Annotated in this window: 16 protein-coding genes; 8 read left to right on the plus strand and 8 right to left on the minus strand. The window is 75.3% G+C overall.

Annotated elements, in window-relative coordinates:
- Positions 1-18: 18 nt before the first annotated feature.
- Positions 19-480 (minus strand): DUF1905 domain-containing protein, encoded by a 462-nt coding sequence (locus tag E4A51_RS18990; protein ID WP_134852066.1) that lies wholly within the window; start codon positions 478-480, stop codon positions 19-21.
- Between the two features lie 120 nt (positions 481-600).
- Positions 601-1,200, minus strand: coding sequence for a dihydrofolate reductase family protein (locus E4A51_RS13375; protein WP_134852067.1), 600 nt, complete (start codon positions 1,198-1,200; stop codon positions 601-603).
- 214 nt (positions 1,201-1,414) lie between these two features.
- On the opposite strand from E4A51_RS13375, the gene E4A51_RS13380 reads away from it, so the two are divergent.
- Positions 1,415-2,446, plus strand: a complete 1,032-nt coding sequence (locus E4A51_RS13380) for a nucleoside hydrolase (protein WP_240696483.1) — start codon at positions 1,415-1,417, stop codon at positions 2,444-2,446.
- 16 nt (positions 2,447-2,462) lie between these two features.
- Here the strand turns inward: E4A51_RS13380 and E4A51_RS13385 are convergent, their stop codons facing one another.
- Entirely contained in the window at positions 2,463-3,254 is a 792-nt protein-coding gene (locus E4A51_RS13385; protein ID WP_134852068.1) for a MerR family transcriptional regulator, read from the minus strand.
- 78 nt (positions 3,255-3,332) lie between these two features.
- Here E4A51_RS13385 and E4A51_RS13390 point away from each other — a divergent pair, with 78 nt between their 5' ends.
- Positions 3,333-3,686, plus strand: coding sequence for a nuclear transport factor 2 family protein (locus E4A51_RS13390; RefSeq protein ID WP_134852069.1), 354 nt, complete (start codon positions 3,333-3,335; stop codon positions 3,684-3,686).
- Positions 3,687-3,699: 13 nt separating this feature from the next.
- Here E4A51_RS13390 and E4A51_RS18405 read toward each other — a convergent pair whose 3' ends face one another.
- Positions 3,700-4,614, minus strand: a complete 915-nt coding sequence (locus tag E4A51_RS18405; RefSeq protein WP_167748919.1) for a VanZ family protein — start codon at positions 4,612-4,614, stop codon at positions 3,700-3,702.
- Between the two features lie 344 nt (positions 4,615-4,958).
- Between E4A51_RS18405 and E4A51_RS18410 the strand changes: the two genes are divergently transcribed.
- The gene (locus E4A51_RS18410; RefSeq protein WP_167748920.1) at positions 4,959-5,249 is read left to right on the plus strand and encodes a hypothetical protein; all 291 of its coding nucleotides are present in this window, start codon (positions 4,959-4,961) and stop codon (positions 5,247-5,249) included.
- A 26-nt stretch (positions 5,250-5,275) separates the two neighbouring features.
- Here E4A51_RS18410 and E4A51_RS13400 read toward each other — a convergent pair whose 3' ends face one another.
- Positions 5,276-5,809: a hypothetical protein gene (locus tag E4A51_RS13400; RefSeq protein ID WP_134852071.1), complete on the minus strand. Its 534-nt coding sequence runs from the start codon at positions 5,807-5,809 to the stop codon at positions 5,276-5,278.
- Between the two features lie 809 nt (positions 5,810-6,618).
- On the opposite strand from E4A51_RS13400, the gene E4A51_RS13405 reads away from it, so the two are divergent.
- Positions 6,619-7,185: a dihydrofolate reductase family protein gene (locus E4A51_RS13405; RefSeq protein WP_134852072.1), complete on the plus strand. Its 567-nt coding sequence runs from the start codon at positions 6,619-6,621 to the stop codon at positions 7,183-7,185.
- Positions 7,186-7,220: 35 nt separating this feature from the next.
- The gene (locus tag E4A51_RS18745) at positions 7,221-7,970 is read left to right on the plus strand and encodes a hypothetical protein (RefSeq protein ID WP_134852073.1); all 750 of its coding nucleotides are present in this window, start codon (positions 7,221-7,223) and stop codon (positions 7,968-7,970) included.
- 21 nt (positions 7,971-7,991) lie between these two features.
- Here E4A51_RS18745 and E4A51_RS13415 read toward each other — a convergent pair whose 3' ends face one another.
- Complete coding sequence (locus E4A51_RS13415; protein ID WP_134852074.1) at positions 7,992-8,792, minus strand: Nif3-like dinuclear metal center hexameric protein; 801 nt, start codon at positions 8,790-8,792, stop codon at positions 7,992-7,994.
- Positions 8,793-8,925: 133 nt separating this feature from the next.
- On the opposite strand from E4A51_RS13415, the gene E4A51_RS13420 reads away from it, so the two are divergent.
- Positions 8,926-9,996, plus strand: a complete 1,071-nt coding sequence (locus E4A51_RS13420; RefSeq protein WP_134852075.1) for a lytic polysaccharide monooxygenase — start codon at positions 8,926-8,928, stop codon at positions 9,994-9,996.
- An 81-nt stretch (positions 9,997-10,077) separates the two neighbouring features.
- Positions 10,078-11,094, plus strand: a complete 1,017-nt coding sequence (locus E4A51_RS13425) for a phosphotransferase (protein WP_134852076.1) — start codon at positions 10,078-10,080, stop codon at positions 11,092-11,094.
- Positions 11,095-11,415: 321 nt separating this feature from the next.
- On the opposite strand, the gene E4A51_RS13430 is transcribed toward E4A51_RS13425, so the two are convergent.
- Entirely contained in the window at positions 11,416-11,724 is a 309-nt protein-coding gene (locus tag E4A51_RS13430; protein WP_134852077.1) for an antibiotic biosynthesis monooxygenase, read from the minus strand.
- Positions 11,725-11,950: 226 nt separating this feature from the next.
- Between E4A51_RS13430 and E4A51_RS13435 the strand changes: the two genes are divergently transcribed.
- Positions 11,951-12,901: a sigma factor gene (locus E4A51_RS13435; protein ID WP_240696484.1), complete on the plus strand. Its 951-nt coding sequence runs from the start codon at positions 11,951-11,953 to the stop codon at positions 12,899-12,901.
- A 51-nt stretch (positions 12,902-12,952) separates the two neighbouring features.
- Here E4A51_RS13435 and E4A51_RS13440 read toward each other — a convergent pair whose 3' ends face one another.
- The gene (locus E4A51_RS13440; protein WP_070318532.1) at positions 12,953-13,237 is read right to left on the minus strand and encodes a metal-sensitive transcriptional regulator; all 285 of its coding nucleotides are present in this window, start codon (positions 13,235-13,237) and stop codon (positions 12,953-12,955) included.
- Positions 13,238-13,420: the final 183 nt, after the last annotated feature.

Raw genomic sequence — 13,420 nt, forward strand, 5'->3', positions numbered from 1 at the left:
CAGCGGGCGCAGAGGGGATCAGCGGCTGCCGCGCGACTCGTCGCCCGGCGGGCCGTCGGCGGCCGGGTCGAAGTAGTCGTCGTCGTCCGCGGGGTCGTGGTGCGGCGCGGCCGGTCGCGGTGCGGCGGCCCGCGGTGCGGCGGCCGTGTCGTCGCTCGCGGCGGCGGCGTCGTCGTCGTCGTCAGGAGCGTCCGGGTCCTCGACCACGACGACGAGCATCACGTCGTCGCCCAGCTCGACGCCCTCGGCGCGGCGGGCCGCGACCTTGAGCGGCACCAGGAACCCGCCGTCCTTCGGGAAGATCGAGGTCGTGAACGTCGACGCGCCCAGCGTGACCGTCGCGGGGACGCAGCCCCACCCGTAGGTGACGCGCGACGCGACCGCCCGCAGGCGCTCGGCCTCGGGGCCGGGCAGCGTGACGAAGTGGTGCGGCACGGGCCCGCGCCACCACACGACCTCACCGGAGAACCGCAGCTCCACGGCACCGAGCATGGCACCGCCCGCCGACACCCCGCCCCGCCCACACCCCGCCCGTCAGCGACCCGCCCCGCCCACGAACCGCCCGCCCACGTCGCGCCCGCCGACGACCGCGCGGCGCCATCAGCCCGCGGCGGCCGTGCGGCGCACGTGCGGGCGGTACGTGAGCTCGAGCGTGCGGCCGTCGAGCACGCGCGAGTCCAGCAGGTCGAGGTCGAGGTCGGGGGCGCCGCCGAGCACGGGGTCGGTGCCGGTCACACCCGTGACCACGGGGAACACGGTCACCTGCACGCGGTCGATCAGCCCCGCGGCGAGCAGCGCGCGGTTGAGCGACAGGCTGCCGTGCGAGCGCAGCGGCACGTCCGACTCCTCCTTGAGGCGCGCGACCACGTCCACCGCGGCGCCCGTCGCGACCGTCGCGTCGGGCCAGTCCAACGGGCCCACGAGCGACGACGACACGACCGTCGCGGGCTGTGCGCGCATGAGCCCCACCCACGCGTCGAGCGCCTCCGACGGCACCGTCGTGGCCCCGAGCATCGCGACGAACTCGCGGAACGTCGTCGCCCCGAACACCATGCGCGTCGGCGCGGCGTACAGCGCGCGGCGCCGCTCCAGCAGCTCCGGTCCCTGCTTGCCCCAGTAGCCGCCCCAGTCGCCCGGTGCGCGGAACGAGCCGAACCCGTCGAGGCTCGTGAAGACGTCGTAGGTGTAGGTCGCGGTCACCTGGTGGCTCCTCGGTCGTGGTGGGCGGTGGTGTCGTGGTGGGCGACGGTGCAGACCGGGCCGGGGTGCGGGACTCGTCGGGAGGGAGGCGCGCGGATCGCACGCGGTGCGTCCGGCACGACGCCGCGCGCCCGTGCGCGGCCGGCCGCGGCGGCGCGGGTAGCGTCGTCGGGGTCGACGCGACGTCGCGTCGACGCGCGTGAAGGGTGGCATCGTGGCACGAGTCCCGACCGAGCGGTTCGACGCGCGCGGCCTGCCGCGCTGGCGGCTCGGTGAGCACCCGTGGCTGGCCGACGCGCCGCCCGTGCCGCCGCGGGCGCGCGTGATGGTCGACAACGACTTCGCGGGCGACCCCGACGACCTGTTCCAGCTCGTGCACCACGTACTGTCGCCCGCGGTCGAGATCCCGCTGGTCGTGTCGTCGCACCTGCGCCGTGACGCACCGGGCCCCGCGACGACGGCGGCCGACGGGCTGCGCGTGGTCGAGGACCTGTGCGCGCGCCTGGGTCTCGACGCGGCCGGCCGCCTGGTGGCCGGGGCCGAGGAGCCGCTCGTGGACGTGCGCACGCCGCGCGCGTCGGGGGCGGTCGACGCGATCGTCGCCGAGGCGCTGCGGGACGACCCGCGGCCGCTGTTCTACGCCGCGGGCGGCGGGCTGACGGACCTCGCGTCGGCGTACCTGCGGCACCCGGAGATCGCGCGCCGGCTCGTGGTCGTGTGGATCGGCGGGTTCGAGCACGAGCCGCTGCCGTGGCTCGACGCGTCGGCGCCCGTGACGGCCGAGTACAACCTGTCGATCGACGTGGCCGCCGCGCAGGTCGTGTTCGACGCGCCCGACCTCGAGGTGTGGCAGGTGCCGCGCAGCACGTACCGCACGTGCGTCATGTCGGACGCCGAGATGCGGGTGCGCGTGCGCGACACCGGGCCGCTCGGGCGGCACCTGTACGACGAGGTGCGCGCCGAGATGGTCAAGCACGCGCACCTGCGGCCGCAGGCCGAGGCGTACGTGCTCGGCGACTCGCCGCTCGTGCTGCTCACGGCGCTCGCGGACTTCTGGGAGGCGGGCCCGTCGTCGTGCGAGCACGTCGTGGTGCCGAAGCCCGCGATCCGCGACGACGGCCGGTACGCGCCGCGACCGGACGCGGCGCCGATGCGCGTCTACGGGCGCGTCGACGTGCGTCTCATGCACGAGGACCTGCACGCCAAGCTCGTGCTGTTCGAGCGGTGGCGGGCCGGCACCGCGTAGCGCGGGGCCGCGCGCGTCACTCCGCGACGCGGAACACGGGCCACCCGACCTCGGTGCGCCACGCGGCGGGGTCGGGCGTGTCCCGCGGCCCGACGACGTACGTCTCGCGCACCGGGCCGGCGACGGCGAGCGCGTTCTCGACGACCCACGCGCCGAGCGCGCCGTAGGTGACGTCGACGTCGTCGTGCGGGCCGACGTGCGTGGTGACCGCGAGCTCGACGGCGGGGAGCGTCGTGGCGTGCACGCGCCCCACGGACGCCGCGAGGTCGACGGGCCGGTAGACGAGCGCGTGCCCGCGGCCGTCCTCGAACAGCGCGTTGTCGTAGAGGCCGCCGGGGGTCCCGGCGGTGCCGACGACCGCGTCGAGCTCGGCCATCGCACCCGCGTACCAGGCGGTGACGGCGTCGTGCGTGACGTGCCCGCCCACCGCCGCGACGGGTGTCGCGGGGACGGCGCGCAGCTCGACCGCGAGCGGTGCGGGCGTGGGCGCCAGCAGCCGGCGCAGCGACGCGACGGCCGTGCGCGTGCGGTCCAGCTCGTCCTCGAGGCGGGCCAGGTGCTCGGCGACGAGCGCCGCGCGGTCCGCCGGGTCGGTCGCGTCGAGGATCCGCCGGACGTCGGCGAGCGGCACGTCGAGCTCGCGCAGCCGGTGCACGACCTGCGCGGTCGGGATCTGCTCCGGCCCGTACGACCGGTAGCCGGTGAGGTCGTCGACCGCCGCCGGCTCGAGGATCCCCGCCTCGTGGTAGCGCCGCAGCGTGCGCACGCTCAGGTGGGTCAGCCGGGAGAACTCGCCGATGGTCAGCACGGCACCATCGTCCCCCCTCCCGCCGGGGGAGACCCGCACGCTTGACCCTCCCGCGGTGCGACGCCGCAGCCTCGGGGCATGACGACACCGACCAGCATCGCGACCACCGACCTGCCCGCGACCGTGCGGGACTACCTCGCCGCCCACACGGCGCGCGACACCGACGCCGCCCTCGCGGCGTTCGCCCCGACGGCCGTGGTCGTCGACGACGGGCACACCTACCGCGGCACCGACGAGGTCCGCGGGTTCCTCGCCGACGCGGGCGGCGAGTTCACGTACATGACCGACCTGGTGGCGGCGCAGCGCGTCGACGCGGACCGCTGGACCGCGACCCTGCACCTGGAGGGCGACTTCCCCGGGGGTGTCGTCGACCTCGTGTACCGGTTCGTGCTGGCCGACGACCGGATCGCGGAGCTCGTGATCGCACCCTGACGCGGCGGCCGTGCTACCGCCGCACGGCCCACACCAGCAGGTGCGTGCCGTCCACGGCGTGCAGCTCGACCCCGGTCTCGAGGCCGCGCTCGACGTCGTACGGCTGGGCCGCGCCGACCTCCCACGTGCCGTCGGGCTGCTCGGACGTGAGCGCGGGGCCCGACGCGACGTCGGGCGCCACCGCCGTCGCCGTGTCGCCGGACAGCACGCACACCGACCCGTCGGTGCCCGCGTACGCGCTGGCGCCCCCGGGCAGGGTCGTGACCGCCCCGGCGGGTGCCTCGTCGCACGCGAAGGCGGGCGTGGGCAGCGGCGGCTCGCCCAGCGGGAAGGTCGCCGCACCGGCCCACGCGACCAGCGCGAGCGCGGCGACGCCGGGCAGCAGGCGCCGCGGGGCGGGCAGCGTCGCGCGCCGCGTGACGAGCAGCCCGAGGCCCGTGAGCCCCAGGCCGAGCACGCCGCCGATCGTGTTGAGCAGGATGTCGTTGACGTCGAACGCGCGCCACGCCCACCCGACGGACGCGGACACGACCAGCTGGACCGTCTCGATCGCGACCGTCACGGCGAGGCACGTGAGCACGAGCGTCTCGTAGCGCCACCGCACGACGAGCGGCAGCAGCACGCCCAGCGGCAGCGTCATGAGCACGTTGCGCTGCGCCTCCCAGCTGCCGAGCAGGTCGGGGGCGCGCAGAGTGAGGTCCCAGCGCGGGCCGTCGCCGTGCGGCACCTGCTCGAACGGCAGCGGCAGGAACGCGGCGGCCGCGAGCACCACGAGGTAGAAGGCGAACAGCACGGTCGCGACGACCCGGACGCGCGGTGCGCGGTGCGGACGGTCGCCGGCGCGCCGCGCGGGCGGGGCGCTCGGCGTGGTGGACGGGCTCGGCGCGGCGGTCGGTTCGGGGCGCTGCTCGACGGGCTGCAGGGTCACGGCACCAGCCTGGCGCGCTGACCTGCGTCGGCGCGTCCGCCGGGAGCCGGATCGTGCCTCCACCCCTGGTCGGAGGCGGACGCGGTCAGGCCCCGCCGCTGGGGAGGCTGTGCCAGGCTCGGCGACGTAGTCACTGCCCAGGTCATCGAGCGGGCACCGCTGCCGATGACCGGCCAGGCGCCCGACTACAGCGACGGCACCCCGGCCGACGCCGTGCGCCACACCGGGCGCGGCTACCTCGAGCGGCTCGAGGGGCGGGTAGACGTTTCCCGCATCGGCCTGGCAGGTGTGGGTGGCCGCTGGCGTCGGGCCAGGAGTCAGCAGGCCGGCGGTAGCGTGGAGACGTGGAGGACAGCGTCGCGGCCGCGTTGGCCGATCTGAAGGCAGCTGTGAGCATGGCTGCCGGCCGGGGGCGAGGTGGCCAGGTGCCCGTCGACGTGGATGTCGAGCAGATCCGTGCCAGTGTGGTGCGGGCGGCACACCTCGGGGCTCCGGCGGACACGATTGCGACTGAGGGGCACCTGTCTGTGAACTGGGTGCGAGAGGTGATCGGCGCTCCGGCAGAACCGCTCCACGACCGGTCTGGAAATGCGATCTGGGTGTTCTGGCCACATGGTCAGGTCTCCGACGCGTAGGCGTCGGAGACCTGACGGTGTCGGACCTAGGCGTTCAGGTCGCAGTTGACGATCGGCTCGTTGGTGTCGACGACGGGGCCGAACTGCACGCCGCGTCCGGTCGGCCACACGATCTGCTGGTACTGCCGGTTCCCCGAGGACACGCAGTTCTCGGTGTACGTGACGTTCGCGACACGACTGTAGCCCAGCCCGTTGTTGCTGCGGATGCGACCGGTCTCATTGCTGAAGATCAGGCAGAGGATGCCTGGGCATGTGCTGCGCAGTTGGTAGTCGATCCACTGCGGGTAGGCGCCCTCGGTGCACGTCTGGGTCGCCCCGGTCTGCAGGTAGCCCGCCACCCTGATGATCGGCGCGAACGAGCCGACGCAGCCGCTGACGTACTGCGGAGTGACCTCGTCAGGTGAGGTCACGTCGCTCACCGTCCACGTTCCGTCCTGGGAGAACACCATCTGCTGGTCGCCGATCGTCTGAACGATCGACCCATCGCTGAGCACCTCCACTGCCCCCTCGGCCTCGTCCAGCAGCAGCTGGTAGTCGAGTCCTTCGATCTGGTCCGCCACGGCAGCGGCATTGCTCGCTGCGTTCGCGGCGGGAGTTGGACTGGTCGCAGTGACCGCCGCGACAGTGGCTACAGCCACTCCGACGCTGACGATGGTTCTGACCAAACTCCGTCTCACGGATCCACCTCTTCTTCGAGTTGGTGTCATGCGTACATAAGAGTGGCTAGCGAAGACCCTCGGCGGCGGTCAATACTGGACAACTGTCTTTCACCGGGAAGTGCATCCCGCGCAACCACCACAGGCGGGATCGTCGCGGCGGCGCGACGGGGGGGCAGCGACTGGCTACACCGACAGGCGTGGGGTGCCCGTGCACCGTTCGCCCCTGGGAACTGGACCGCCCCGGTTCCATCGACACCGCGCGGTCCTTGATCGAGCGCGGCGTCGCGGCGCCCGTCGTCATCAATGAGCAGGAACCGACGTTCCCGATGCCCGCGTCCCCTACGACGAACTGGGCGACGTCGTCACCGCGCGGAGTGAAAGGATGACAAGAAGTGCCGTTCGTCGGGCACGACGCCATTTGCTGGGCCGTGCCGAGGACGCAGCCGCGTTGCTTGTCCGGCGCGGGCACGCCGCCGGCGACCTGGTCAGCGGCCGGTGGGAAGTCGTGATCGCGCAGGATGTCGACGGCGGGCTCAACTGTGGGCCGCATCTGCCACGTGTAGACGTCCGCCGGTCCGACGTCGTCGCGGACCTGGTACGGGAGGCCGCGCGCGTCACGGCCTGACGGCTACGGTCCTCGACCGGCCCCGACGAGTTCCGCCGCCGGGGCCGGTCGACACCCGGGACACCCCGAGCACGGAGGACCCGCGATGCCTGACGTCACCTACTCCCTGACCGCCTCGCTCGACGGCTACGTCATCGGCCCCGACGGCCGGTTCGACTGGGCGGCGCCCCCGCCCGACGTGTTCGCGCTCGCCACCGACGAGGTCCGCGGACTCGGCGTGCACCTGCTGGGCCGGCGCCTCTACGAGACGATGGAGTACTGGCAGGACGTCGACCCTGCGTCGCTCGACGACGCCGAGCGGGAGTTCGCCGCGCTGTGGAACGCGCTGCCGAAGGTCGTCTTCTCGCGCACCCTGTCCGACGTGCGCGGCCCCGCGCGCCTCGCGACCGGTGACCTGGCCGCCGAGGTCGCCCGCCTGCGCGACGAGGTCGACGGCGACATCGGCATCGGCGGCGCCGACCTCGCGCACCAGGCCGCGGGCCTCGGCCTGATCGACGAGTACCGCGTGCGCGTGCTGCCCGTGCTCGTGGGCGGCGGCACGCCGTACTTCGCGCACGACGCGCGGCAGGTGCGGCTGCGGCTCGTCGAGTGCCGCACGTACGACCAGGGCGTCGTCTACCTGCGGCACCGCGTGGTGCGCGACGACGCGTGAACGCGCGGACGGTCGCGCGTCGGGGACGATGAGGCATGCGCACCGACGCCCGCACGCCCGCCGTCCTGCCCGGCCGCCCGCACCGCCGCGCCCGTCCCGTGGTCGCCGCGCTGCTGCTCGTCGCACCGCTCGCGGCCTGCGGCGGCGGTGACGAGGAGGCCGACCCGGCCGCGTCGAGCACGCCGCCCGTGACGCCCAGCGCGTCGCCCGCCCCGACGCCGGAGCCCACGCCCACCGAGCCCGTCGAGGTCGGCGCACGCCTGGAGATCACCGCGCCCGGCGCCGTGCTCGGCGCCGGCGACGCGGCCGTGATCGAGATGCACAACGGGTTCGACCCCGCGGGTCCGACGTACTCGGAGGCGCAGGTCACGTCACGGTTCGTGAGCGTCACCGTCGCCGACCCGGCCGACCTCGCGGGCGTCGACCTGGACACGCCGGTCGACCCGGCCACCGAGACGGTCTACTACGTGCGCATGCAGCACACCCTGGAGTGGGCGCGGGGCCTGAGCCTCATCTCGGTGTCGCCGCCGCACGTGCGGGCCTGGGACGTCGACGGCGCCGGTGCGTCGGACCTCCTGGTGTTCGGGACGTTCCCCGCCTGCCAGTCGGGCCGGTTCACCGAGCACGCGCCGGGCGAGACCGTGGAGTCGTGCGACATCGCGGTGCTGCCGAGCGGGCAGCCGCTCGGGTACGTCGGGGTGCCGGAGAACCCGCAGGTCTCGCGTGACGCGCACGAGCAGTACGAGGTGCGGCCCGTACTCTGGCAGGTGCCGGCCGCGGGCTGACGACCCCGGTGCCGGCGGGCGTCAGAGCGTCCGGTAGTGGTCGACCGCGGGCACCAGCTCGACCGGCACCTCGGGCAGCAGGTCGACGAGCCAGCGCGCCATCTCCGCCATGCCCTGCTCCTCCGACGGCGTGTGCCCCACGACCACGAGCCCCGCGCTCACGCCCGCCGCGACCGCGTCGGCCGCGTACTCGCCGGTCTCCCACTCGTGGCCCTCGCCGATCACGACCACGTCGACGTCGGGGCGGGCGAGCAGGGCCCGGTTCTTGGCGAAGCCCAGGAAGCCGGGCTGCAGCGCCACGCTCGACACGCGGCTCGTCGGGTCGCCGACGTACCGCAGCGCGCGCGCCCCCAGCCGGTCGGCGACGTGCGCGGCGAGCTCGCCGAGCGTCGTCGGCGGCAGGTCGTAGACCCCCGGGTCGTCCGGGCGCTCGGCGTCGAGCCAGCCCAGCGCGCGCGCCTGGCCGGTGAGGACGCCGTCGGGCTCACGGTCGTGCCACTGGTCGTGCTGGCGCAGCACCCGCAGCCCGTGCTCGACGACGAACGCCGCCTTGGCGCGGTGCACCGGGTCGTCCTCGGCGACGAACGTCGGCTCGGACGTGCCCGCGTGGTCGAAGTACAGCGGCTCGTGCGTGAGCACCAGGTCCAGGCCGCGGTCGACGGCCGTGCGCAGCACGTCCAACGTCGCCATCACCGTCACGGCCACGCCCCGCACGGGCGCGTCGGGGTCGCCCGCGAGGAACCCGTCCACCGTCGTCGTCCGCAGCGGCACGCCCACGTGCTCGACGATCCGCTCCGCCACCTGCCGCGCCGTCACAGCCATCGCGCCACCCTAGCGACGCGGCGACGTCGGGGGAGCGTGGTCCGGCGGACGCGACGAAGCGTTTCGACGCCTGGTGCGCGCGCCCGCGCCGACGAAGGGTGCACGGACCACCCGTCGTCACCGAGGAGCACCCATGACCCGCACCCCGCCGCTGCGCCGCGTCGCCGCGGTGCTCGGCGCCCTCGCGCTCGGAGCCGGCATGGCCGCCGGCTCGGTCGCGCTGGCCGCCCCCGCCGCGGCGCACGGCGCCGTGTCCGACCCGCCCGCGCGCGTCTACGGCTGCTGGGACCGCTGGGCCAGCAACCACACGAACCCCGCGATGCAGACGCAGGACCCGCAGTGCTGGGACGCGTGGCAGGCCAACCCGCAGGCCATGTGGAACTGGAACGGCATCTTCAAGGAGGGCGCGAACGGCAACCACGAGCAGTCGGTGCCCGACGGACGCCTGTGCTCGGCCGACAACGACCTGTACGCGGCGGCCGACGACCCCGGCCCGTGGCGCACGACCGCCAAGCCGTACGACTTCCGGCTCACGGTCCACGACCCGTCGAACCACGGCGCGGACTACCTGAAGATCTACGTGACCAAGCAGGGGTACGACGCGCTCACCGAGCCGCTCACGTGGGCCGATCTCGAGCTGGTCAAGACCACGGGCCGGTACGCGCCGTCCAGCCCGTACGTGACCGACGTGAGCATCCCGCGCGACCGCACGGGGCACCACGTCGTCTTCACGATCTGGCAGGCCAGCCACCTCGACCAGCCGTACTACCAGTGCAGCGACGTGACGTTCGGCGGCACGACGACCCCGACGCCGACACCCACCCCGACGGCGACGCCCACGCCGACCCCGACGCCCACCCCGACCCCCACGCCCACCCCGACCCCCACGCCCACCCCGACCCCGACGCCCACTCCCACGCAGCAGCCCGTCGGCGGCTGCACCGCGACGGTCCAGGTGGTCAGCACGTGGACGGGCGGCTACCAGGCCACGGTGACCGTCACGGCGGGCACGTCCGCGATCAGCGGCTGGCAGGCCACCGTGGCCGGCGCGACCATCACGCAGGCGTGGAACGGCACGGCCTCCGGCAGCACGATCAGCTCGGCGTCGTGGAACGGCGCCCTCGCACCCGGGGGCACCGCGTCCGCCGGGTTCCTGGGCAGCGGCAGCCCCAGCGGGCTGACCGCGACCTGCAGCGCGACCTGACCGGTCTGCACCGACCGGCCGACGACGGGGCCGCACGTCCGAGGCGGGCGTGCGGCCCCGCCCGCCTGTCATGATCGGGCGGTGCTCGCCGACCGTCGTGCCCGCCACGACCGGGTCGCGGCCGCCCTCGCGGCGCTCGACGACGACGCGCTGGGCGCGCTGCTGGCCGACGGCACCGACGGCTCGGTGGGCGTCGGCGGCGGCACGTCGGTCGTCGACGTCGACGGGGTCGCGGTCTTCGCCAAGCGCGTGCCCGTCACGGCGCGCGAGCTCGCGCACCCGGGCAGCACCGCCGACCTGCACGGTCTGCCGATAGCCTGCCGGTACGGCATGTTCCCGCTGGCCGGGCCGGGCGTCGGCGCGTGGCGCGAGCTGGCCGCGAACCGGGTCGTCACCGCGGGCGTGCTCGCCGGCGAGGCGCAGGGGTTCGCGCTGCTGCACCACGGGCGCGTGCTGCCCGGCCGCCCGCCCGTCGCCGACGAGCAGCGCGACGTCGACGCCGTCGTCGCGCAGTTCGGCGGGTCGCCGGCCGTGCGCGAGCGGCTCGAGGAGCTCGCGGCCGCGACGTCGAGCCTCGTGCTGCTCTCCGAGCACGTGCCGTCGTCCCTGCTCGACACGGTGCCGGACCCGGTGGCCGCGGCGGAGCGCGTCGAGCGGCAGCTCGGCGACGTCGTCGCGTTCCTCCGCAGTCGTGCGCTGCTGCACCTCGACGCGCACCTGGGCAACCTGCGCGCCGACGGCGACCGGCTCGCCCTGGTCGACTTCGGCCTCGCGACGTCGGCCCGGTTCGACCTGTCCGACGACGAGCGGGCGTTCGTCGCCGCGAACGTCGACCACGACGCCGACTACGTCGCCATGCGCCTGGTGAACTGGCTGGTCACGACCGTGTGCGGGGTGCCGGGTCCGACGGCCGGGCCACCGGTCGAGCGCAACGCGTACGTGCGGCGGTGCGCGACGCACGGCGTCCCGCGCGACGTCCCGGCGCCCGTGGCGGGCGTCCTCGCGCGGCACGCGGCCGCGGCGGCCCGCATGAACGCGTTCGTCGCACGGCTGCACGACGGCGACCTCGACGCCCGGTACGCCCCGACGCGCCGCTGACCGGCAGCCCCGCCGGGCATCGTCCAGATCGTGGGACACGCCCCGCGCGAGACCGGGCTCGGTGGCCTCCTGCCGCCGGTGAGCGCCGTCAGCCCGGTCTCGTCGAGGGCGTCGTCCACGGGGTGGGACCTGTTGCCAGCCCCGAGGTGTCTCGTGCCCGCCAGCGCCGCACCCGAGGGGTGCGGTCGCGGGGCGCCGCATCGGGGTACGACGGGCAGCCGACGTCGAGCCCGCCGCCCCGAGGCGGTCCGGCCTCGTCCTGCGCGAGGGCCGAGCGGTGCCCGTGGCGGGCGCGGTGGTGCGCCCGCCACGGGCGGCCGGTCACGCGTCGTACTGCGCCGCGACCGTGTAGAGGCCCGGCCGTGCGCCGGCGATGGCGGCGGTGCGGGACGCGTACTCGGCAGCGGCCGGGTCGGCCTGCGTCGCCCGCACGTCGTCGGCGCTGCGCCAGCGGGCGAGGTTGACGACGCGCGAGCCGTCCGTGCTCGCGAGCAGGGTCAGGGAGACGAAGCCGGGGCGGTGCCGGATCACGCGCTCCGCGCCCTCCCGCAGCAGGGCCACCAGCTCGGCCTGCCGCGCGGGGTCGACGTCGACGACGTTGACGAAGGTGATGCCGTTGTCGGTGGTCATGGACCACGTCCTTCCTGCCGGGTGCGGGCCGTGGCCGGTCCGCACGTCGTGGGTGGCCGCGGGGCGGCCGTGCGCACCGCCGGGCGACGGCGCACACGCACGTCATGACGAGGCAGGACCCCGGGACGTCAGGACGGACGGGCCGCTAGCGTGGCGTGGGCACAGGTCCGCGCCCCGGGACGGGTGCGGCGACGGGACACGTCGAGACGCGACGGCAGGGGGCCGGGTGCACGACGACCGAGACGCACCGAGGGTGCTGCCGGACGGTGCGCCGAGCGCGACGCAGGTGGAGGAGCCGCGCCCCGACGACGACCGGCGGCTGCTCCTCGACGTCGCGTACCGGCTGCTCGGGTCGGTCGCGGAGGCCGAGGACGCCGTGCAGGAGACGTACGTGCGGTGGTTCGCGACGCCCGCGGCCGAGCGCGCCCGGGTCGTGACGCCCACCGCGTGGCGCGTGACGGTGTGCAGCCGCGTCTGCCTCGACGTGCTGCGATCGGCCCGCGTGCGGCGCGAGCGCTCCGCGGGCGAGCGGCTGCCCGAGCCGGTCCCGGGGGCCGCGTGGACCAGCCGCGCCGCCACGGCAGGGGCCGGCGACCCCGCCGACCTCCTGACGGCCGACGAGTCGCTGCGCACCGCCTTCCTCGTGGTGCTCGCGCGGACCACGCCCGCCGAGCGGGTCGCGCTCGTGCTGCACGACGTGTTCGGGTACGCGTTCGCCGAGGTCGCCGACGTGCTGGGACGCTCGCCGGCGGCGTGCCGGCAGCTCGCGTCGTCGGCGCGGCGCCGGGTCGGGGCCGAGCCCGCACGGCGCGCGCCGGTCGACCCGGCCGTGGTGGACGCGCTGCGCGACGCGTGGCGTCGGCGCGACGTCGCCGCCGTGGTCGCCGTGCTGGACCCGTCGTGCGTCGCCGTCGTCGACGGCGGCGGCGTGGTCAGCGCACCCGCGGCGCCGGTGGTCGGCGCGACGGCGGTCGCCGAGCTGCTCGCGGGCGTCGCCGAGCGGGCGCCCGGGCTCGCGCTCGCGCGGGTCGTCGCCAACGGCGAGCCCGCGCTGCTCGCGCACGACGGCGGGCAGGTGCTCGCGGTCGTCGGCGTGGGGGTGCGCGACGGGCGCGTCGTCGACCTGTGGGTCGTGCGGGACCCCGCCCGGCTGCGCGGCTGGCGCGTGCCCGCCTGACGCGCCCGCCGCGCCGGGGCGTGCGTGGCGTCCGGTGCGCCCGGTCGGGCCCTACGCGAGCGACAGGAACAGCTTCTCGAGCTTCGCGACGTCGAGCGTCGGGTCCTGGTCGGCGTCCTCGTCCGTGCCCGGAGGTCGCGTGAGGCACTGCTTCATGCCGGACGCGATGATCGCGAACCCGGCGCGGTCGAGCGCGCGCGACACGGCCGACAGCTGCACGACGACGTCCTCGCAGTCGGCGCCCTCGTCGATCATGCGGATCACGGCGGTCAGCTGCCCCTGGGCGCGCTTGAGCCGGTTGCCGACCTTCGTCATCTCCGTGGGGTCGAGCTCCACGAGGTTCTCCTGTCGCCGGTGGGGTGCCGCGTCAGCGGCAGGTGCACTGCTGGTCGCGGGGCACGTCGGCCATGACGGCGTCGACGTGCTGGCCGCAGCCGGTCCAGGTGACCTTGCCGCAGGTCTCGCAGGTGGCGGGGCTGCACATGAGGGGAGTCCTTCCGGTGGGGGGTGGGGTGAGGG

The organism is Cellulomonas sp. HD19AZ1 (genome assembly GCF_004535805.1).
GTDB classification, from domain to species: domain Bacteria; phylum Actinomycetota; class Actinomycetes; order Actinomycetales; family Cellulomonadaceae; genus Cellulomonas; species Cellulomonas iranensis.